This window comes from Chryseobacterium sp. HNCC26DJ238, assembly GCF_057180465.1.
The window spans coordinates 62,858-84,832 of sequence record NZ_JBXUGI010000006.1; the positions used below are offsets into that span (position 1 = coordinate 62,858).

Here is a 21,975-nt window from a genome sequence, read left to right on the forward strand (position 1 = left end):
TGATTTAAAGTATTTCATAATTTCTCGCAGATTTGGCTGATCTTTTTAAAATCTGCAAAATTTGATCAATCTGCGGGAGATTTTATTTAATTCTAAATTTAAAAATCGAAATAATTTTTAGCATTGTGATAACAGATATCTGAAATGGTTTTTCCTATCAGTTCCATATCATCCGGCAATTCGCCGTTTTTCATTTCTTCACCGAAGAGATTACACAATACCCTTCTGAAGTATTCGTGTCTCGGATAAGATAAGAAACTTCTTGAATCTGTCAGCATTCCAACGAAACAGCTGATCAATCCCATGTTTGAAAGGGCATTCATCTGCTTGATCATTCCGTCTTTCTGATCCAAAAACCACCATCCGGAACCGAACTGTACCTTTCCTTTGATACTGCCGTCATTAAAATTCCCGATCATTGTTGCGAAAATTTCGTTGTCGGCAGGATTTAAGTTATATAGAATTGTTTTGGTCAGTTTATCTTTTCCGTCTAAAGCGTTTAATAATTTAGACAAAGTTTCAGCCTGAACGAAGTCACCGATAGAATCCCATCCTGTATCAGGACCTAAAATTCTGTGCATTCTTTCGTTGTTGTTTCTCAAAGCTCCCAAGTGGAACTGCTGAACCCATCCGAATTTGTGATACGTTTCGCCTAAGAATAATAAAATGGCAGTTTTGAACTGATTCACCTGCTTTTCAGCGATTACTTTTCCTGAAATTTTATCGTTGAAGATTGCATTTACCTCAGCTTCTGAAGCTTCCTCGAAAGAAATATTGTTCAGTCCGTGGTCGCAAAGTCTGCATCCGTTTTCGTGGAAATATTCTACTCTTTTTAAGAGAGCATCACACAAAGTCTGGTATGAATTGATTTCAAGTCCAGCCGACTCGCCCAATTTAGAAATATAATCTGCGAAGTTGTGGTTTTCAATCAAAATCGCTTTATCCGGACGGAAAGCTGTGCTTACTTTAATGCTGAAATCGCTTTTCGCCAAATCCTGATGGAAGTTTAAAACATCAATCGGATCTTCAGTCGTACACAAAGATTCTACATTCATCATTTTAAGCAAACCTCTTGTAGACTTTTCGGGAGTCTGAAGCTGTGCTGTAATGTTATCGTAAATATCTGATGCATTTTTTTCGTTTAGTAATTCATCAATCCCGAAATAACGCTTCAATTCCAAATGCGTCCAGTGGTACAGAGGATTTCTTAGAGTATAAGGAACCGTTTTTGCCCAAGCCTCGAATTTTTCTTTGTCTGATGCATCACCTGTGATAAACCTTTCATTTACGCCCATCGTACGCATTGCACGCCATTTATAATGATCGCCCGCAATCCAGACTTTAGAAATATTGTCGAAAACCGTATCTTCTGCGATATCTTTAGGAATCAAATGATTATGGTAATCGATGATCGGCTGTTTTTCTGCGAAATTGAAGTATAATTCTTCCGCGTATTTATTTTGTAATAAAAATTGATCTGTAATAAAAGATTTCATTTCTGTAAAATTCTTGTGTTATTCATTAGCAGGTTTCCCGATGGTCGCCAAAATACCTCCATCCACATAAATGATGTGTCCGTTGATAAATTTACTTGCATCTGAAGCTAAGAAAATAGCCGTCCCTGCAAGATCTTCCGGGTTTCCCCATCTGCCTTCCGGTGTTCTGCTGATAATAAAATCGTTAAACGGATGACCGTCTACTCTGATTGGTTCTGTCTGAGTGGTCGCAAAATATCCCGGACCGATACCGTTCACCTGAATATTATGTTTTGCCCATTCTGTTGCTAAATTTTTGGTCAGCATTTTTAAACCGCCTTTTGCAGAAGCATATGCTACTACATTATCGCGGCCAAGCTCACTCATCATCGAGCAGATATTGATGATTTTACCGGACTTCCTTTTGACCATGTGTTTCCCAACCAATTGAGACATGATAAATGGACCGGTAAGATCTACATCGATTACTTTTCTAAAGTCTTCCACTTCCATCTCTAAAGCCGGTACACGTTTAATGATTCCTGCATTATTGACAAGGATATCTATTTTCCCATGGGTTGCAAGCATTAATGATACTTTCTGAGCCGCTTCACGTTCATCTGTCACATCAAATAAATAACCTGTAGCACTATATCCTTTGCTGTGATAATAGTCTAAGGCTTCATCTAATTTTGAGGGAGTTGTACTTGTGATAGCCAGTTCAGCACCTGCAGAGGCAAGACCTTCAGCCATTGCCATTCCTAATCCGTGAGTACCGCCGGTTACAACGGCTACTTTTCCGGATAAATCGAATAAATTCATGTAGAAAAATTACTTTAGTTCGTTAGTTTTAATAGCGTCCATATCGCCATAATCCATATTTTCTCCTGCCATTCCCCAGATAAAAGTATAGTTGGATGTACCAACTCCTGAGTGAATAGACCATTCCGGAGACAATACTGCTTCATTGTTTTTCATAAAGATATGACGGGTTTCATCCGGCTGGCCAAGAAAATGACTTACCGCCTGTCCTTCTTCAAGATCAAAATAAAAATAAGCTTCCATTCTGCGGGTATGGGTGTGAGAAGGCATCGTGTTCCAGACACTTCCTTCATGCAACTCGGTCATTCCCATCTGTAGTTGGCAGGTTTCCAAAACGCTGTTGACAATCAGTTTATTGATGGTGCGTCTGTTGGCATATTTTGCCTCACCTAATTCTACGATTTCAGCTTCATTTTTAGTGATTTTTTTTGTAGGGAAAATGTGGTGAGCCGGCGCAGAATTGAAGTAAAATAAAGTCTGACCTTCATTTCCATTTTCAAAAGCTACATCTTTTGCCCCTTTTCCTATATATAAAGCTTCTTTGTTTCCAAGCTCGAAAACCTCTCCGTCAACGGTTACCTTTCCGGCAGCGCCCACGTTGATAATTCCCAATTCTCTTCTGTCTAAGAAGTTTTGTGCTTTCAGATCATCAGTAGGCTCAAGTTTCAATGCGCTTTTTACAGGCATTGCACCTCCTACAATCATTCTGTCATACATAGAATATACTACATTGATCTGATCTTCACTAAATAAATCATTGATCAAAAACTCCCTTCTCAAGTCTTCAGTTGTATATTTTTTTACATCTTCAGGATGATGGGCGTATCGAAATTCTGATTTTGTCATACTCTAGATTTTAAACTTAGTTGCGGTTTTTAAAAACCTGTTAAACATTGTGTAATCGATTGCATTAAATTACACTGAAATTTCACAGAAATACTTGTCGTTAAATATATAGATTATATGTATTCCGTTAACAAAAAATTTATTTAAATTTTTATCGATTTGATATTCAGTTAAATAAAATTGATATTTTAAAGAAAATTAAGAAATTTTAAGAACTTGAGAAGTATTTTTTTTAACTGAATTAAGTTAAAACATTTGGTAATATAAAAATCATGCCATAAAAAAGTGAGATTAGAGCATCTATATTATATTTATAATAATAAATTAGAAATTATTATTAGATGATGTTAAATTATGGCATTTTGGCAATAATTACAAAATACATCTTTTTTATTATTCAGAAAAACTGATATAAATCACTTAAAATTTAAAAAATCCTCTGTTCGGTATCTGTTTTGGGAATTTTATCATGCCCCAAATCAATAATTTTTATGCATTTTCTCTTGATTTCAAAGATCAGAAAGAAGGAAATCTTACATTTTTTCACCTTACCAGAATTCAAAACATCATCAACATAAAACAATGAAAACCAAACAATTAAAGATAATTAATTTTCTTATATTGTCCCACTTTAAACTGATTTTCATTTAAATTAATGAAAAAATAATATTTTTTTCTTTGTGTAATGGAAAATAATATTAGTTTAGAAGCCACGATAAATATATGTTGTGAAAAACTACGCAATCGATTGCACAAGAAAAGCGTAAACAGAAACAATACAAAATAAACAGAGTACTTAAAATCCACAAAAACTAAATGAGAGGCTGTATGTACCTCTTAAGCGTACATTAAAACTATATAAGGATATTATAATGAATAAAAAAGTACATTCAATAAAGTGGTTATATTTGACTGTTTTCCTGCTTCCGGTACTTGGCTTTGCGCAGGAGAAGGGAAAAGAAAAAGAAACCAATATTGACGAAGTTGTTTTGGTAGGGTATACCAAAGTTTCTAAAAAAGATGTAACAAATGCGGTATCATCTGTGAAAGCTGAAGCTATTAAAGATATGCCGTCAAATAACGCAGCTGAAGCCATCCAGGGAAGAATGGCAGGGGTACGGGTAGCGCTGAGTGAAGGATCACCGGGTGCTGATGTTGATATTGTAATCAGGGGTGGTAACTCAATTACAGGCAGCAATGCACCGCTCTATATCGTAGACGGTATACAGATGGATAACGCCTTATCTATTTTATCCCCAAAAGAAATTGAATCGATTGAGGTTCTGAAAGATGCGTCATCGACCAATATTTACGGGGCCAGAGGAGCGAACGGAGTGGTTTTGATTACAACAAAAGGCGGCCGTAAAAGAGCCAAGACCTCCATTAACTATAATGGATTTTTGGGAGTAAGGAAGATCCAGAATACGATTGACGTACTGGATCCCTATCAGTATGTTCTCTATCAATATGAATTATACAACAAAGCAGGGATACAGACAGATATTGATGCTTTTACAACAAGGTACGGAACCTATGACCAGTTAGGCAAATACAAAACAGTCAAAAAGAAAGACTGGCAAGATGAAGTTTTCGGAAGGGAAGCATTTAACTTTACCCATAATGTAGGAATTACAGGCGGATCTGAAAATTCTGCTTTCTCACTATCCCTGAATAACGTACAGGAAGACGGGATTATGATCGGGTCAGGTTTCAAAAGAAACATGGCAAATTTCAAATATGATTATGACATTTCAAAGAAGTTAAGCATTGGTTTAAATACCAGATACAGCAGACAGACCATTTTTGGGGCAGGAACCTCATCTACAGGTTCTCAAAGTTCAAACCGATTAAGAAATGCGGTAAGATATCAACCGTTTGAAGGGGGTTCGACCGTCAATGTTGATGAGTTTGATCCTCTGTTTGCAGACCAGACCAATCTTGTGAATCCTGTTTTATTAGCGAACAGCGAAGTTAGAGAAAACAGCAGAAATGACCTTCTTCTTAATGGAACGATCGAATATAAATTCAACAAAAATTTCACTTTCAGAAGTGTGATCGGATATGTTCAGAGAGATGAGTCTGTCAACCAGTTTTCCGGTACAGTAACCAGCCTTGCAAGACAAAACAATGATCAGCCTGTTGTTTTTCTCAGTCAGGCTCAAACAAGAAGAATCACCAATACCAACACGTTAAATTTCAGAAAAACCTATGGCAGGCATAAGCTGGACTTATTAGTTGGACAGGAAACCGTAAAAACAGATGGAGAATCACTGACAATGAATATCAAGTGGTTTCCAAAGTCAATAAGTGCCCAAGAAGCATTTGCCAATATTCAGTCAGCTTCCCCTCCTTCAGGATTGGTTCAGGACGCTCCAAAAGCAGGAAGGGTGCCTGATCGGTTAGCATCATTCTTTGGGAGAGCTAACTACATCTTTAATAATAAATACATTTTTACTGCTTCGATGAGAGCAGACGGCTCAAGTGTATTTGGACCGGGAAACAAATGGGGCTATTTCCCTGCAGCTTCTGTTGCATGGAAAATCGCTGAAGAAGACTTCTTAAAGGACAGCAGAACAGTCAGTGAATTAAAACTTCGTGCAGGATACGGCTTATCAGGAAACAACAGGATAGGATCTTTCCTCTATGATACATTTTTTATCACATCGTCTGATTACGGATATGCATTTGGAACCAATGTAACTCCCGGTGCTACAACAGGAAATATCCTGGCAAATAAAAATGTAAAATGGGAATCGGCGACATCTAAAAATATAGGTTTGGATTTTGGGCTTTTCAAAGGAAGAGTGTACGGTAATATTGATTTGTATCAGACAGATACAAAAGACTTATTGCTTTTAGCCAAAATTCCTCAGAACTTAGGATATGAATTTCAATATCAGAATTCAGGAAGCACGACTAATAAAGGAATTGAATTCACTGTGGGAAGTGCGATCATCGATAAAGAAAATTTCACCTGGAAAATTGATGCCAATATATCTTCTAACAAAAATACAATCAAAAGCTTAGGAAATAATGCATCCGCAAGTGCCAATTATTATTTATATCCTTCAGGCTGGCAGAATAATCTAAATGACTTTCTTGTGCAGGTAGGCAAACCGGTAGGTACCTATTGGGGATATATGACAGCAGGCAGATATGAAATCAGTGATTTTGATTATAATGCAGCTACACAGGTTTATACTCTGAAGGCAGGTGTTCCCAGTTCTGCTTCTGCAGCAAATGGTGCAAGAGCAATACAGCCGGGAGATCTTAAACTTCAGGATCTGAATGGTGATGGTTTGATTGACAATAATGACATGACTGATCTGGGAAATGCCCAGCCGAAATTCTATGGAGGATTTAATCAGACCTTCCGTTATAAAAACTGGGACATGAGTTTAATGTTCAACTTTTCTGTAGGCAATAAGGTATACAATGCCAATAAGCTTGAATATTCTACCCAGTACCTGTACAGAGACAATAATATGTTAGCGGAAGTAGCAGACCGTTGGAGATGGTTTGACGACAAAGGTGTTAAGGTAAATGATCCGACAGCACTGGCGGCATTAAATGCCAACACGACCATGTGGACCCCTCCTGCCGGAGCCTATATCTTACATTCTTACGGTATTGAAGACGGATCTTTTTTAAGATTAAACAACGTAACGCTGGGTTATTCTCTTGGAAAAGATTTTACCAAACAGCTCGGTCTATCAAATTTCAGGCTGTATTTTACCATGAACAATGTATTTACGATTACAGGATATTCAGGATATGACCCTGAAGCAAATACAAGAAGAAACCCTTTAACGCCCGGAGTAGATTATGCTGCATATCCAAGAAGCAGATTTATTCTATCTGGAGTTGATATCACTTTTTAAACGTACTATTATGAAAAAATATAAATATCTAAAGCTTTTATTTTCGGTTGCCGGGGTTGTAACGCTAAGCTCCTGCAGCGATTATCTTGAGGTAGAAAGTTTATCAAACACAGCAGAAAAACAACAGTTTGATTCTGCTTCAGATACATTTTCTGCATTGGTTGGAGTTTACAACAGCACGATGGGAGATAATACCTACGGTCAGAGAATGAATCTGATCCTTACCCAGTCCGGTGATGATTTCAGAACTTCAGGTGATTATAATGCCAATGACAGACGGGGGATCAGCTGTTTCGGAGCAATTCCTACAAACACAGAACTTCTCAGACCGTTTTTAGATACGTATGCAGGAATTGAAAGAGCAAATCTTGTTATCAAGAATATTCCTATTTCACCGGTATACCAGACTGGTTCTGATGCAGATAAAAAATTAATGGACCGTTATTTAGGTGAAGCTTTGACTCTAAGAGCCCATTTTTATCATGATCTGATTAAAAACTGGGGGGATGTTCCCTTTCAGGACATACCATCTGCCGATCTTCCTTCGCTGTATCTGCAGAAAACCGACAGAGATGTCATTTATGATAAGATTCTTGACGATTTATTAAAAGCAGAGGCTCTTGTACCATGGAAATCTGAAGGAAATACAACTGCCCAGAGAATTTCTAAAGGTGCGGTAAAAGGTTTGAGAGCCAGAATTGCTTTGACAAGAGCAGGATATTCACTGAGAAGAAGCCCACAGCAGATGATGCAGGGATCCAATCCTCAAAAATATTATCAGATCGCTTATGATGAGTGCAGGGATATCATGAATTCAGGGCAGCATAAATTAAATCCGAGTTATGAAGGCTTATTCAGGGCTTTACATACCAATACAGCGGACGCTACCAATGAAGTTATTTACGCAATCGGAGCTTTTGGAGGAAATTCAAGAACAGACAGTAAGATTGGTTATTACAATGGTTTGAGACATGATGATACAGACTGGAGATCTTCAGGTGGTATCAATGCGATCCCGGTATACTTTTATGAATTTACAAAATTTGATGTCAGAAGGGATGTTAACGTAGCGATCTTCAGAGTAAGTGCTACAAAACAGGAAGATCTTCAGACATCGATTAACTGGAATGACGGAAAATTCAGAAAATCGTGGACAAGCATCGTCGGAACTTCACAGAATCTTGGAATTGACTGGCCTCTGATCAGATATGCCGACATTCTACTGATGTTTGCAGAAGCTGATAATGAATTACACAACGGTCCTTCCCAGGAAGCTGTAAATGCGGTTTTATCAGTGAGACAGAGAGCTTATGCAGGGAATTTAGGACAGGTCGGAACAATTCCTACAGATAAAACAGGTTTCTTCAACTATCTGGTTAAAGAAAGATCATTGGAATTTGGTGGAGAAGGTCTGAGAAAGTATGACCTGATCAGATGGAACCTTCTGGAAACTAAAATCAACGAAACGAGACAGAAACTTACCCAGTTTATGAATGGTACGGGTGCTTATGCCAATGTTCCCGAATATATTTTCTATAAAAAACCGGCATCGACAGTTGCGAACTATGTTCCTACAAAAACGGCTCAGCAAAACGTTCTGGATATTGATTTCTATACCACGGGAAGTGTTGCTAAGGCTGATATTTTCTACAGTCCCAATCAGTCTGTTGCCACCCCTACAGGATATACTAAGGTTAACTGGCGACTGGCCATGACCCAGCCTTATATCAGTGGAGATCCGGTGAAGAGTTATGCCTACTATTTCCAGCCGAATAAAAAAGAACTTCTGCCGATTGCGTTAGACGTAATCAATTCTAACTATAATCTTACCCAGGATTACGGTTATTAGAATCAAGATACATTTATATTAATTTTGATACAGACTTTCTCCTTCACCGGTGTAAAGTCTGTATTTTTCCTAAAGAAAAATTTATGTCAGCAATTCTTAAAAATTTTCTTACAGCAATTTCAGCATTCGTTATTCTTCTCAGTGTTTTTTCTTTCCAAACTTCCGGCAGAACAATCGTGGTTTCGAAAGACGGAAAAGGAGACTTCATGACCATTCAGGATGCGATAAATTCTGTTGAAAACAATACAGAAAAGCAGACAAACATTATTATTAAACGCGGAATCTACAGAGAAAAAATTACTGTACCGCAGGAAAAAGGAGCAATTTTTCTAATAGGAGAAACTCCCGAAAACACTGTTTTAGTTTATGGGGACTACGCCTCAAAGCAAAATAGTGAAGGTAAAAACATCGGAACTACAGGTTCATCTACTCTATTCATCTTTTCAAATGATTTCTCAGCTAAAAATATCACATTTCAAAATGATGCAGGTCCGGTGGGACAAGCTGTTGCTGTTTTAACGACAGGCGACAGAATTGCTTTTGAGAACTGTAAATTCCTGGGATTTCAGGATACTCTTTATACCAAAGGGACACAGGATAATCCTGATCAGAGAAAATCATCACGTAACTATTTTAAAAACTGCTATATTGAAGGAACCACCGATTTTATTTTCGGAGCCGGTACAGCTGTTTTTGATAGCTGCACTATCTATTCCAAAAAAAATGCTTCTTATATCACAGCAGCCTCCACTCCACAGGGGAGTGAGTTTGGATATGTATTTATTAACTGTACATTAAAGGGAGATGCAGATGCAGATTCAGTATATTTGGGACGTCCATGGAGACCATTTGCAAAAACGGTCTATATTAATTGTGCAATCGATTCCACAATTAAGCCGGAAGGTTGGCACAACTGGTCTAAACCTGATGCTGAAAAAACGACTTTTTACGCAGAATACAATTCTAAAGGAGCAGGAAGTGATTCCTCAAAAAGAGTTTTATGGTCGCATCAACTGACAAAAGAACAAAGTAAAAAGTATACAGCAAAAAATATTTTAAAAGGGAAAGACGACTGGAATTTTAAGAAAAGTTTTAAATAAAATCATTTTTTCCAGATAAGAAATAAAATTACCAGATAGCTCCTTTGAAGCTTTTATCCTAAAAACCAATTATCTCTATGAATAGTTCGCTGCTAATGGAGCTGTGCATAATCCCATCGGGATTTACTGTTAATAGAAAATTAATGATCAATAAAAATCAAAGCTCCGTAAGAGCGACCTGCTAATTAATAATATAAATCAGCAGTCCATCAAAATAATGAAATAATAGTTAGATGAAATTCATTCTGAAACATAAAATCTTCGCAACAGGCATTCTCGCAATGCTCTCTCTGCAGGTTTCGGCTCAGGAAAAAACACTAAGTTTTCCCGGTGCTGAAGGTTTCGGAAGATTCACAACCGGAGGACGCGGTGGAAAAGTTTTTTCAGTAACTAAACTCACTGATGACGGTTCAGAAGGGACTTTAAGACACGCTTTGGAACAAAAAGGCGCGAGATACATTATTTTTAAAACATCAGGAACAATTTATCTGGAATCTCCTTTAAAAATAAAAGAAGGCAACGTTACCGTTGCAGGACAAACAGCTCCGGGAGACGGAATCACCATTGCCAACTACGAAACTTTTGTATCCGCAGACAATATCATCATCCGTTACATGAGATTCAGAATGGGTGACAAAAAAAAGTATGAAGGCGATGCTTTGGGTGCAAGATTTATAAAAAATTTAATGGTCGACCATTGTTCGATGAGCTGGTCTACCGATGAGACGGTTTCCATATATGTTAATGAAAATACCACGCTTCAATGGTGTGTGATTGCAGAAAGTTTAAGAAATTCTGCCCACCGGAAAGGTGCTCACGGCTACGGCGGAATTGCAGGCGGAAAATCCGCATCTTTCCATCATAATATGTATGCCAATCATGACAGCAGAAATCCGCGGTTGGGAGAATACGCAGGAAGTAAGTTTGCGCTGACAGATTTGGTTGATTTCAGAAACAATGTGATTTACAACTGGGGGCACAACAACATCTACGGCGGCGAAGGAATGAATGTCAATATCATCAACAACTACTATAAGCCGGGACCTGCAACTTTAACCACAAAAAGAATTGTTGCCATCGACAAAAATGAGAAGCCAGAGACTGAAGTTTACAATATTTGGGGCAAATATTATATCAACGGAAATGTTTCCGAAGGAAATCCTGAAGTTACTGCAGACAATTGGGCAAAAGGAGTCTTCAGTCAAATGAAAACTTCCTATGATCTCACAGATGCTGATAAAAATTCAATTAAAATCAATCAGCCACACGATATTCAGAATAATGTAAAAACCGATTCTCCTAAAGAGGCTTATGAAAAAATACTGAATATTGCCGGAGCAAGTCTGGTACGGGATGCCGTAGATTTGAGAGTATTAAAAGATGTGAAACAAGGAACTTTTTCACACAAAGGATCGCGTGGAAGTGACAATGGAATTATTGATTCCCAGGAAGATGTGGGAGGGTTTCCTGAATTGAAAACGGAAAAACCCCATTTGGATTCGGATAACGACGGAATGCCCGACACATGGGAAATTAAACATAATCTCAACCCTAAAAAAGCTGATGCCAACGGAAGAGATTTAGACAAAAACTATGATAATATAGAGGTATATATAAATGACCTTGTGAAAAAAATAACCGAAAAACAGTAAATTTTTGAACTTTACCTTGAATTGGTTATCCAATATAACAGTATTATGAAAGAAAAATTTAAAAAAACCATATATAAACTTTTTGTAACGGGAGCTCTTTTTGCTGCAGGCTCGTTTTTCGCACAGAAAAACGTAATTGAGAAAATCCGTAAAAACCCCAAAGCCCCTTTCTCTTACGCAGAATTATCAGTAAAAGAAGGTGGAAAATGGCAGGGCAACGAATACATCGGCGGAACTTTTAAAAACGTTAATGAGTTAACACTTCCTACAGAACATACGGATCACTCGTCGTATATCAGATACGAAGGAATAGGGTTGGAAAACAATCAAATTGGCTACAGATTATACCTGGACTGGAGAAATGCCACCGATATTTTCGGTAAAAAAGTCACTACGCTTGTATTGCCGGAAGTCGGACAGGACGGCTTTGAATCTTATCACCACGATGCACCGTGGGGACAGGATATTTTGAAATCAGGCCGTACCATCGGGATTGGTTCTTACGGAAGATATGATGAGCAGAATGATTTTGTTGAAACTTTTAAAGTGGTAAAAAATACGTCTGCAAAAGTTTTTAATGAAAAAGATAAATCGTTTGCAACCATCGATTACAAAGGCTGGAAAACATGGGGCAAAGCCGTTGACCTTCAGTCTAAGCTGACGATTTTTAATAAAGACCGTTTTGTGAAAGTTGATTTAAATTTAACTGAAACAATTTCAGGTTTATGTACCGGAATTGTGGCATTTAAAGACATTCCCATGAAAGAGGCGGTCAGTAAAAACAAAAAATGGGGCTACATTGCGACTTACGGAACGCAGACGTTAGCTAAAAAGGAAGATAATCTGGGGATGGTCATCTTCTACCCTATCGGAAATTTAGATAAAATCGTAACAACAAAATCGACTCATACTGTCGTTTTCAAAAAGACCAAAAATGTTTCGTATTACTTTATGGGGGCTTGGTCTCAGGAACCAGGCGGTTTAAAAACTGAAGAAGAGTTTTATAAGGATTTAGATAAAAAATTAGAAATTTTAGATAATAACAATCAACTTTAAAATTGAATCACAATGAGTTTTATTCATCAAAAATTAAAAATATATGCTGTTGCCGTTTTAGGTTCAGGGATGTTCCTTGCCTGTGCACAGACAAAAAATGCAACTGCAGCAAAAAAAGTGTCAGCCGAAACATCAAAATCAGGAAAAGTAGTTCCTGTAAACCTTAAATGGTCTGAAAGAATGATGCTCTCCGAAATGCAGCGTTTTCCTGAAGCCTGGATGCTTGATTTCAGCAAAAGCCCGAAATGGACCTATCCTTCTGCCATTGTCTTAGACGGTGCAGAACAGCTTTACATTAAAACAGGGAAAAAAGAATATTATGATTACATCAGTGATTTCGGAGAAAAACTGATCAAAGAAGACGGTACTATTCTTACCTATGATCTTGACAAGTATAATATTGATATGCTGAACAGCGGAAATGTCCTGCTTTATCTTTACGAAAAAGAAAAAAAGGAAAAATACCTGAAAGCACTTCAAACGCTCCGTTTACAGATTAACGGACAACCGAGAACCAATGAGGGATCTTTCTGGCATAAAAAAATATATCCTAACCAGGTCTGGTTAGATGGTCTTTACATGGGAATGCCTTTTTACACGCATTACACGAAAGACTTCACTAAAGGTGCAGATGCCACAAAAGCGTATGATGATATTGTTATGCAGTTTGATTCAGTACAGAAAAATCTTTTAGATAAAAAAACAGGATTGCTTTATCACGCATGGGATGAAAGTAAAGAACAGGCTTGGGCAAATAAAGAAACCGGACTTTCACCAAATTTCTGGGGAAGAGCAATGGGCTGGTACGGAATGGCGATGGTCGACGTTTTGGATTATTTACCTCAAGACCACCCGGGAAGGGCCCGAATTATCTCTTATATCAAATCCTATTCTGATGCTGTTATTAAATATCAGGATGAAAAATCAGGTCTCTGGTACCAGGTTTTAGATAAACCATTAGCCAATGGTAATTACGAAGAGGCCACTGCATCGGCCATGTTTGTTTATACGATGATCAAATCGGTGAACAAGGGATATCTTCCAAAATCTTATAAAGCTGCTGCCAAAAAAGGATACGACGGAATTATCAAAAACCTGATCTCTGTCGATGAAAACGGAGTTGTAAATTTAAATAAATGCTGTGCTGTTGCAGGCTTGGGAGGAAAGCCTTACAGAGACGGTTCTTATGAATATTATGTCAATGAGGAAATCCGTTCCAACGACGGAAAAGGAACAGGACCATTTATTCTGGCAAGTTTGGAATTTGAGAAATAAAATTTAAAAAATCAAACCATTAAGAGTACTTAAAAAGTTAAGATTCATTAAGGTTAAAATCCAGATTTTAGTGAGTACTTACCAGGAGCGAAGCTAAATTAGCTGTACCAAGTATTTAACAAAATTTAATGGTAAAAAAATAAAAGCATAATTAAACTTCAAGCCTTTGCTGAGCAGAGAGCCTTTGCGAACGAAAAATATGCAGAGCAACAGTAAAAAATCTTTGTGTTCATTGCGTTTAAAAACCCAGATCAAAAATCTGATTTTATGACAAAAATAATTTTAAATATACTTTCAATCACCGCATTTTCCATTGCATCAACTTATGTAAGTGCACAGGAAAAACCTTACGTCTCAGAAGTCTGGACTGCCGATCAGGGAAAAAACTACAGAAATCCCGTTTTATATGCAGATTATTCAGATCCTGACGTTACACGGGTTGGTGATGACTATTATATGACCGCATCAAGCTTCAATGAAGCTCCTGGATTGCCGATTCTTCATTCAAAAGATATGGTTAACTGGAAATTGGTGAATTATGCCATTCAGGATGTTTTGCCGGCAGAACATTTCTCCGTTCCCAGAAGAGGTGATGCAGTGTGGGCACCGAGCATCCGTTTTCACAAAGGTGAGTTCTACATTTATTGGGGAGATCCTGATTACGGAATTTACATGGTAAAAACCAAAGATCCACTTGGAAAATGGGAAGAACCTGTTTTGGTTATGGAAGGAAAAGGTTTGATTGATTCCTGCCCTTTCTGGGATGAAGACGGACAGGTCTACCTTGTTCACGGATGGGCAGGAAGCCGGGCCGGAGTTAAAAGTATTTTATCTTTAAATAAAATGAATCCTGAAGGAACAAAAGTTCTAGATAAAGGAGTTCATGTTTTTGATGGTCACGATGCCCATCCTACAGTTGAAGGTCCAAAAATGTATAAAAGAAACGGCTATTATTATATTTTTGCTCCGGCGGGAGGAGTGGCTACAGGGTGGCAACTGGTTTTAAGATCAAAAAATATCTACGGCCCGTACGAAGAAAAAATAGTTCTTGAACAGGGAAAAACAACAATAAACGGTCCGCATCAGGGAGCCTGGGTGGATACTCCTTCCGGTGAAGACTGGTTCTATCATTTTCAGGATGTGGATGCAGGGGGAAGAATCGTGCATTTACAACCAATGAAATGGGAAAAAGACTGGCCGGTCATAGGAACTGATAACGATAAAAACGGAATCGGCGAGCCTGTACTTACATACAAAAAACCAAATGTGGGTAAAACGTATCCGGCTGTTACTCCACCTGAAACGGATGAGTTTGATGGTGAAAAATTAGGTTTACAGTGGCAGTGGAGTGCCAATGAAAATATTGTCTGGTCATCCAAGCTTCCCGGGCAGAAATTCCTGAGGCTATTTTCGATGAAAGTTCCTGAAGGTGAACTCAACCTCTGGAATGTTCCCAATTTACTGACTCAAAAATTTCCGGCTCCTAATTTTGCAGCTTCCACTAAAGTTAAATTAAGTCCCGAAGACGCAAAAGAAGGAAAAACAGCGGGGCTACTGATCATGGGACTGGATCATGCCTCAATCGTAATAACAAACAAACCTGACGGTTATTATGTACAGTTGAGAAAAGCTGAAAAAGCCGATAAAGGCGGCGTTGAAAAGATGTTATTTGAGGCTAAATTAAAAGGAAATGAAGTTTATCTGAAAGTAAACGTCAGTGAACCTAATGGGATCTGTACTTTCAGCTACAGCGAAAACGGTAAAAATTTCATCAGAGCCGGCGAACCTTTTCAGGCAAAACCCGGAAAATGGATCGGTGCTAAAGTCGGATTATATTCTGTGAGCACTCAGAAAGCAAACCGCGGTGGTTATGCAGATTTTGAATATTTTAGAATAACAAAAAATTAGATATTTCGCACAGATTTCTCGGATTTTCTCGGATGAATTTTAATTAAAATCTGACTCATCTGTTTAATCTGCAGGGTAAAAAAAAGAAAATCGCAGATTTTCAAAACTTAAGTACACTTATTCAAGTAATTTTTTAGACATAGAATATCTTAAGTGTTTTAAAAAATTTGGTTGATAATTTCAGTAATGAACAAAACATTTAATCATATCATTTTATTTTTAGTTGCAGCATTTCTTCTGTCGTCATGTCAGTCGCAAAATGCAGTTGCTAAAACTAAATCCGATAAAAGAGTCACCCGCATTTTCCTCATCGGAGATTCTACAATGGCCGATTACACAGGAAATTATGAGCCTGGAAAAGATTATCTGAAAGTTCGTTATCCGATTACAGGATGGGGACAGGTTTTTCAGCCGTTTTTTGTGAAAGACAGCTTGAGGGGTTTAACGTCATTAAAAGATTCGGTAACAATCATCGACCGCGCGCACGGCGGAAGAAGCACAAGAACATTTTTTCAGGAAGGGAGATGGAGATTTGTATATGAAAATTTAAAACCTGGCGATTATGTGATGATGCAGTTCGGTCACAATGACGGATCCGAAAAGCATACAGAACGTTACGTGAATATCGAGGGTTACAAAGAATTTTTAAGATTATTCGTTACTCAAACCATTCAAAAAGGCGGCAAGCCTATCATCATCACTCCGGTTGCAAGGAACTTCCCTTGGAAAGACGGCAAACTGGAAAATATACACGGAGAATATTGGAAGGCTCCAATTGATATTGCAAAGGAAATGAATGTTCCCTATATTGATTTAAACAAAATATCCATGGGTTTCTTCACCAAAAAAGGACAGGATTATGTAAGCAGCCATTACTTTATGAATCTTCCGGAAGGCCTTTATGAAGCGTATCCGAAAGGCAATAAAGATAACACCCACTTTCAGCAGGAAGGAGCCAAAGTGGTGGCACAGATGGTGTTCACAGAATTTAAAAATATAATTAAAACAAAATAATAAAGAAATAATGAAGAAGTCATTCAAAATAATAGGTCTTGTTGCGGCAATGATGTTTTCGGGACAATTCTACGCTCAAGATACAGATATTTACAAAGGCATTGAGTTTAAAATGCCCAAAGTAATGGAAACTTCATTCGCAGCAAACACTGTATCGATTAGGGATTTTGGAGGTGTTGCAGGTGGAAGTGTAAAAAATACCGAAGCTTTCAAAAAAGCAATCGACGCATTGGTGAAAAAAGGGGGCGGTAAACTGGTTGTGCCGAGAGGGCTTTGGTTAACAGGACCCATCGTTTTGCAAAGCAACATCAATCTTCATGTTGAAGACGGTGCGATGATTATTTTCAGCACAGACAAAAGCGATTATCCTTTGGTGGACGTGAGTTTTGAAGGTTTGAATACCATCAGATGCCAGTCTCCAATCTCTGCAAGAAATGCGAAAAACATTGCGATTACAGGTAAAGGCGTAATTGACGGAAGTGGTGATGCGTGGAGAGCCGTAAAAAAAGGTAAATTATCTGAAGCTGAATGGAAAAAATTCGTAGCATCGGGAGGAATTGTTTCAAAAGACGGTAAAACCTGGTATCCATCAGAAAGCTATAAAAAAGGATTTGAAGCCAGTTCAAGCTTCAATGTTCCTGATAAAATCAACAAAGCTGAACTGGAATCTGTAAAAGATTTTCTTCGTCCGGTAATGGTGAGTATCGTAGGTTGTGATCAGGTTCTTTTGGATGGTCCTACTTTCCAGAATTCTCCTGCCTGGAACCTTCATCCATTGATGACTTCCAATTTAATTTTAAGAAATCTTACGGTTAGAAACCCATGGTATTCTCAAAACGGTGACGGTGTAGATTTGGAATCTTGTAAAAATGTTTTGATTTACGACAATACTTTTGACGTTGGAGATGATGCGATCTGTATCAAATCAGGGAAAAATGAAGACGGAAGAAAAAGAGGAATGCCAACTGAAAACGTAATCATCAAAAACAATATGGTCTATCACGGTCACGGAGGTTTCGTAATCGGAAGTGAAATGTCTGGCGGTGCGAGAAATATGCACGTTTCAGACTGTACTTTCATCGGAACAGACATTGGTCTTCGTTTCAAAACAACCCGTGGAAGGGGTGGTGTAGTTGAAAATATTTATATCAAAAATATTGATATGATCAACATTCCGACGCAGACAATTGGTTTTAATATGTTCTACGAAGGTGCTTCTCCTGTTTTGGAAGACGGACAAAAAGCGGAAGGAAACAAAGCTCCGGAAAAAACATATCCGGTAACTGAAGAAACACCTGTTTTCAGAAATATTTATTTTAAAAATATCACTGCAACCAATTCTGACGAAGCGATTTCTTTATTTGGTTTGGCAGAAATGAATCTTAAAAATATCGTGATTGAAGATTCTCAGTTTGAAACTAAAAAAGGTTTAACAATCGTTGACGCAGACGGAATTCAACTTAAAAATGTTACATTAAAATACACGGAAGGAATCGGTACAACTATTTTAAACAGTAAAAATATTGACCTTTCCACTTTAAAATTAGAATCAAATCAAAAACCAACCATCAAAATTCTGGGAGCAAAAACCACATCGGTAAAACTTCCAAAAGACGTTAAAGGTGAGCAACTGAGCATCTCAAAAGAGATTGCGAAGAATGCGGTGAAGTAATTTGAGATTTGAAGTTTGAGATTTGAGATGCGAGTTTGCGATAGGTGATCCGGGTTTCGGGATATGCAATTCGGGTTTACGCATTCTGGATGCAGGCGCACAGGAAAAATTTTAATTTTTCAACTTATGTGCTCTAAATATTCTCAAACATTTAAACTTAAAAGTTTCTAATGTGTCAAAAACTTTTGTGACTTTTGACTACGTCGAATCTTACGATTTATGGTTAAACTAAAAAGTTTGCGGTTGAACAAAACCAAATTAATTTAAAATGAGTTTTCACAAACTATATTTTCTTTTTGTTTTTTTTGTAGGAGCAAAGGCATTCGGTCAGACAAAGCCGAATGCTTCTCCTTACACCAATGAAGCAACCTATGAAAAACTTAAAAAGAAATATCCTTTCATCACTCCACTGAACAGGACTGTTCCGCCCGGTGTAGGAATAGATAAAGATGTGGAATATGCCAACATCAACGGATTATCCCTGAAAGCAGATATTTATTATCCGGTAGACAAATCCAAAAAATATCCCGGAATCGCATTGGTTCACGGTGGTGGCTGGATTTCCGGAAGCAGGGAAAATGAAAAATATATGGCTCAGGAATTGGCAGCGAAAGGCTATGTTGCCATCGCAGTGGGTTACCGTTTGAGCGAAGTGGCAAAATATCCTGCAGCGATTGAAGATGTGAATAATGCGATTAAATTTTTAAAGAAAAATAGAAAAAAATATTCATTAAATTCAAAAAAAATAGCAATATTAGGCGAATCAGCCGGAGCACAAATCGCTACTTTGGTCGGTGTAAAAGCAAAAGGAAAAATAAAAGCCATCGTGAATGTTGACGGAATCGTCTCGTTTATTCATCCCGAAGCAGAGGAAAGCACTTACGCAGCATTTTGGTTGGGTGGCGACAGAAAAGTCAATTTAAAAAATTGGACAGATGCGTCCCCACTGGAATTTGTGGACAAAAACACGCCTCCTACCCTATTCATCAATTCTTCTCAACCCCGTTTCCATGCAGGAAGAGATGATATGATGAAGAAATTGAAAAGCTATCATACATTTACAGAATTTCACGAAATTAAAGATACCCCTCACTCATTTTGGTCTGCCGAACCTTGGTTCTCAGAAACTTTGAATTTGACGGTGGATTTCTTGGATAAAACGTTGAAGTAAAATTGAGGTTAAGATTAAGGTTAAGGTTAAGGTTAAGGTTAAGGTTAAGGCAAAATTAAAACGTAAAGATTTAATCTGATAATGTATAATTTTAAGGAGCAAAGATTAATCAATAAATTGATTTTATACTCCTGTATTAATTTTAAGCTTAAGCGACTTGTTCGCATCCTTTGCTCCTTAAATTTTAAGATTTTAAATTAAAACTTTGCGTTAAAAATTAAGATTCAATCATAAAAATTATTTATGAAAAAAATATTTTTACTTCTATTCATTTCCATCAGCCATTTTCTACTGGCCGGAACTGATCCATACATCACAGTAACTGTTGCACAAGATGGAAGCGGGCAGTTTATTTCTATTCAGAAAGCGATTACATCCATCAGAGATTTGGGTCCGGGTGAGGCTTTGGTTAAAATAAAAGCCGGAACGTATCATGAGAAAATTGTGATTCCCTCCTCAAAACATAAAATCACTTTACAAGGTGAAAACAAAGAAAATACCATCATCACCAACGATGATTATTCTGGAAAACTGGATGCTTTGAATGAGAAAATGACCACTTTCAATTCATACACGCTTTTAGTGATGTCAGATGATGTAAAAGTTTCTGATTTAACGATACAAAATACGTGGTGCAATAAAGGGCAAGCCGTTTCACTCCACGTGGAAGGTGACCGTTTTATCATCAAAAATTCTAAAATTTCAGGCTGTCAGGACACCATCTACACTGGTGGAAATCACAGCCGACAATATTACGAGAACTGTTTCATCGAAGGCACAACCGACTTTATTTTTGGTTCGGCAACGGTGGTTTTCAAAAACTGTACGATCAAAAGTTTATCCAATTCATACATCACGGCTGCATCGACAGACCAAAGCAAAGAATTTGGATATGTCTTTTTTGATTGTAAATTGATTGCAAAAGAAGGCATTAACAAAGTATTTTTGGGCAGACCCTGGAGACCTTATGCAAAAACAGTTTTCATCAACACCGAGATGGGAAGCCACATTCTACCTGAAGGCTGGAACCCATGGAAAGGCGACAAAATGTTCCCCGATAAAGATAAAACCGCTTATTACGCAGAATACAACAGCAAAGGACAGGGAGGCACAACTGAAAAACGGGTTTCATGGTCACATCAGTTAACTAAAAAGGAAGTGAAAAAATACACGCTCAAAAATATTTTCGGAGACTGGAAGCCTTAATATAGGTAATAAATAATGAGTAATGGGTAATGGGTAATGAGTAATTGGTGATGAGTAATCATTATCATACTAAATTAAATAAAAAATGAAGAGTTTACTGCCGCAAGAGATAGGTAAGGACAAAAAGATATTCAAAAGTCTGCAAAATAAAACTTTTACATTTCGTAAACTTTTAACTGTCTGACTTTACATTTCTTTTGCTTTTTTGCGGTTTAAAATTTTTCTAATTTAAATAAATCTTAAAATGAAAAAAATACTTTTAGTTCTAAGCATCGTAATTTCTACAATCACATTTGCACAGAAAAAACCAACCTTATTTTTAATCGGTGATTCTACGATGGCTAACAAAGACAATCCTGATAAAAATCCTGAACATGGCTGGGGACAGGTTTTAGGACAATTCTTAACTCCAAATATTGAACTTCAAAACCACGCCGTAAACGGGAGAAGTTCAAAAAGCTTCCGCACCGAAGGACGATGGGACAAGGTAGAGAAACAGCTGAAAAAAGGAGACTATGTCATTATCCAGTTCGGTCATAATGATCAGAAACTGAAAGATTCAACAAAATTTACCAATCCCCATACCCAGTACAGAGCGAATCTTGAAAGATACGTAAACGAAACCAGGGCAAAAGGAGCTACACCAATTCTGATGACTTCTATTACCAGAAGAAACTTTAATGAAAACGGTGTTTTGATCGATACTCACACCGATTATCCCCTGGTGGTAAGAATGGTGGCAGATGATATGAAAGTTGCTTTCGTTGATATGCAGCTACTCACCGAACAAATGGAAATTTCCTACGGTCCTGAGAAATCAAAGCTGTTACATCTTTATTTTAAAGCCGGCGAAAATCCGTATTATGATAAAGACAAAGCAGATGATACGCATTTATCAAAATTGGGTGCAGAGACTGTGGCTAAACTTGCTGTAAAATCTTTAAAGGATTTAAAAACAGGTTTGGAGAAATATATCAAATAAAGATTCCACAGATTAATTACAAAATGATCTGCTCAATCTGTATATCTGAGTAAAATCATGACTTAA

The 21,975-nt window shown here is 37.5% G+C and carries 15 protein-coding genes; 12 read left to right on the forward strand and 3 right to left on the reverse strand.

What is annotated here, in order from left to right:
- Nucleotides 1–98: 98 nt before the first annotated feature.
- The 3 genes from uxaC to kduI are packed head-to-tail and all read right to left on the reverse strand — an operon-like array spanning nucleotide 99 to nucleotide 3,143.
- On the reverse strand, nucleotides 99–1,496 hold the full coding sequence (gene uxaC / locus AC2A07_RS07360; RefSeq protein ID WP_484049877.1) for a glucuronate isomerase: 1,398 nt from the start codon (nucleotides 1,494–1,496) through the stop codon (nucleotides 99–101).
- Between the two features lie 18 nt (nucleotides 1,497–1,514).
- Nucleotides 1,515–2,297 carry a gluconate 5-dehydrogenase gene (locus tag AC2A07_RS07365; protein WP_314496937.1) on the reverse strand — a complete coding sequence of 261 codons (783 nt, stop codon included), beginning with the start codon at nucleotides 2,295–2,297 and terminating at the stop codon, nucleotides 1,515–1,517.
- 9 nt (nucleotides 2,298–2,306) lie between these two features.
- The gene (gene kduI / locus AC2A07_RS07370; protein ID WP_484049878.1) at nucleotides 2,307–3,143 is read right to left on the reverse strand and encodes a 5-dehydro-4-deoxy-D-glucuronate isomerase; all 837 of its coding nucleotides are present in this window, start codon (nucleotides 3,141–3,143) and stop codon (nucleotides 2,307–2,309) included.
- Between the two features lie 872 nt (nucleotides 3,144–4,015).
- Between kduI and AC2A07_RS07375 the strand changes: the two genes are divergently transcribed.
- From AC2A07_RS07375 to AC2A07_RS07430, 12 genes are all read left to right on the forward strand, one after another.
- The gene (locus AC2A07_RS07375) at nucleotides 4,016–7,024 is read left to right on the forward strand and encodes a TonB-dependent receptor (RefSeq protein ID WP_314496931.1); all 3,009 of its coding nucleotides are present in this window, start codon (nucleotides 4,016–4,018) and stop codon (nucleotides 7,022–7,024) included.
- A gap of 10 nt (nucleotides 7,025–7,034) precedes the next feature.
- Nucleotides 7,035–8,873 (forward strand): RagB/SusD family nutrient uptake outer membrane protein, encoded by a 1,839-nt coding sequence (locus tag AC2A07_RS07380; protein ID WP_484049879.1) that lies wholly within the window; start codon nucleotides 7,035–7,037, stop codon nucleotides 8,871–8,873.
- Between the two features lie 83 nt (nucleotides 8,874–8,956).
- Nucleotides 8,957–9,973 (forward strand): pectinesterase family protein, encoded by a 1,017-nt coding sequence (locus tag AC2A07_RS07385; protein ID WP_484049880.1) that lies wholly within the window; start codon nucleotides 8,957–8,959, stop codon nucleotides 9,971–9,973.
- Nucleotides 9,974–10,206: 233 nt separating this feature from the next.
- The gene (locus tag AC2A07_RS07390) at nucleotides 10,207–11,625 is read left to right on the forward strand and encodes a pectate lyase family protein (RefSeq protein ID WP_484049881.1); all 1,419 of its coding nucleotides are present in this window, start codon (nucleotides 10,207–10,209) and stop codon (nucleotides 11,623–11,625) included.
- Nucleotides 11,626–11,670: 45 nt separating this feature from the next.
- A complete protein-coding gene (locus AC2A07_RS07395) occupies nucleotides 11,671–12,681 on the forward strand; it encodes a DUF4861 family protein (RefSeq protein ID WP_484049882.1) in 1,011 nt (336 codons plus the stop codon).
- A 12-nt stretch (nucleotides 12,682–12,693) separates the two neighbouring features.
- Nucleotides 12,694–13,956 (forward strand): glycoside hydrolase family 88 protein, encoded by a 1,263-nt coding sequence (locus AC2A07_RS07400; protein WP_314496917.1) that lies wholly within the window; start codon nucleotides 12,694–12,696, stop codon nucleotides 13,954–13,956.
- Between the two features lie 267 nt (nucleotides 13,957–14,223).
- Entirely contained in the window at nucleotides 14,224–15,864 is a 1,641-nt protein-coding gene (locus AC2A07_RS07405) for a glycoside hydrolase family 43 protein (protein WP_484049883.1), read from the forward strand.
- A 186-nt stretch (nucleotides 15,865–16,050) separates the two neighbouring features.
- Nucleotides 16,051–16,878, forward strand: a complete 828-nt coding sequence (locus AC2A07_RS07410; protein ID WP_484049884.1) for a rhamnogalacturonan acetylesterase — start codon at nucleotides 16,051–16,053, stop codon at nucleotides 16,876–16,878.
- 10 nt (nucleotides 16,879–16,888) lie between these two features.
- Entirely contained in the window at nucleotides 16,889–18,550 is a 1,662-nt protein-coding gene (locus AC2A07_RS07415) for a glycoside hydrolase family 28 protein (RefSeq protein ID WP_484049885.1), read from the forward strand.
- Between the two features lie 268 nt (nucleotides 18,551–18,818).
- Nucleotides 18,819–19,721, forward strand: a complete 903-nt coding sequence (locus AC2A07_RS07420) for an alpha/beta hydrolase (protein WP_484049886.1) — start codon at nucleotides 18,819–18,821, stop codon at nucleotides 19,719–19,721.
- A gap of 243 nt (nucleotides 19,722–19,964) precedes the next feature.
- Nucleotides 19,965–20,927, forward strand: a complete 963-nt coding sequence (locus AC2A07_RS07425) for a pectinesterase family protein (protein ID WP_484049887.1) — start codon at nucleotides 19,965–19,967, stop codon at nucleotides 20,925–20,927.
- Between the two features lie 244 nt (nucleotides 20,928–21,171).
- Entirely contained in the window at nucleotides 21,172–21,909 is a 738-nt protein-coding gene (locus AC2A07_RS07430; protein ID WP_484049888.1) for a rhamnogalacturonan acetylesterase, read from the forward strand.
- Nucleotides 21,910–21,975: the final 66 nt, after the last annotated feature.

Excerpts from the sequence above, each read along its gene's own strand:
- uxaC (WP_484049877.1), bottom strand. The coding sequence starts at position 1,496 with ATGAAATCTTTTATTACAGATCAATTTTTATTACAAAATAAATACGCG.
- AC2A07_RS07365 (WP_314496937.1), bottom strand. The coding sequence starts at position 2,297 with ATGAATTTATTCGATTTATCCGGAAAAGTAGCCGTTGTAACCGGCGGT.
- kduI (WP_484049878.1), bottom strand. The coding sequence starts at position 3,143 with ATGACAAAATCAGAATTTCGATACGCCCATCATCCTGAAGATGTAAAA.
- AC2A07_RS07375 (WP_314496931.1), top strand. The coding sequence starts at position 4,016 with ATGAATAAAAAAGTACATTCAATAAAGTGGTTATATTTGACTGTTTTC.
- AC2A07_RS07380 (WP_484049879.1), top strand. The coding sequence starts at position 7,035 with ATGAAAAAATATAAATATCTAAAGCTTTTATTTTCGGTTGCCGGGGTT.
- AC2A07_RS07385 (WP_484049880.1), top strand. The coding sequence starts at position 8,957 with ATGTCAGCAATTCTTAAAAATTTTCTTACAGCAATTTCAGCATTCGTT.
- AC2A07_RS07390 (WP_484049881.1), top strand. The coding sequence starts at position 10,207 with ATGAAATTCATTCTGAAACATAAAATCTTCGCAACAGGCATTCTCGCA.
- AC2A07_RS07395 (WP_484049882.1), top strand. The coding sequence starts at position 11,671 with ATGAAAGAAAAATTTAAAAAAACCATATATAAACTTTTTGTAACGGGA.
- AC2A07_RS07400 (WP_314496917.1), top strand. The coding sequence starts at position 12,694 with ATGAGTTTTATTCATCAAAAATTAAAAATATATGCTGTTGCCGTTTTA.
- AC2A07_RS07405 (WP_484049883.1), top strand. The coding sequence starts at position 14,224 with ATGACAAAAATAATTTTAAATATACTTTCAATCACCGCATTTTCCATT.
- AC2A07_RS07410 (WP_484049884.1), top strand. The coding sequence starts at position 16,051 with ATGAACAAAACATTTAATCATATCATTTTATTTTTAGTTGCAGCATTT.
- AC2A07_RS07415 (WP_484049885.1), top strand. The coding sequence starts at position 16,889 with ATGAAGAAGTCATTCAAAATAATAGGTCTTGTTGCGGCAATGATGTTT.
- AC2A07_RS07420 (WP_484049886.1), top strand. The coding sequence starts at position 18,819 with ATGAGTTTTCACAAACTATATTTTCTTTTTGTTTTTTTTGTAGGAGCA.
- AC2A07_RS07425 (WP_484049887.1), top strand. The coding sequence starts at position 19,965 with ATGAAAAAAATATTTTTACTTCTATTCATTTCCATCAGCCATTTTCTA.
- AC2A07_RS07430 (WP_484049888.1), top strand. The coding sequence starts at position 21,172 with ATGAAAAAAATACTTTTAGTTCTAAGCATCGTAATTTCTACAATCACA.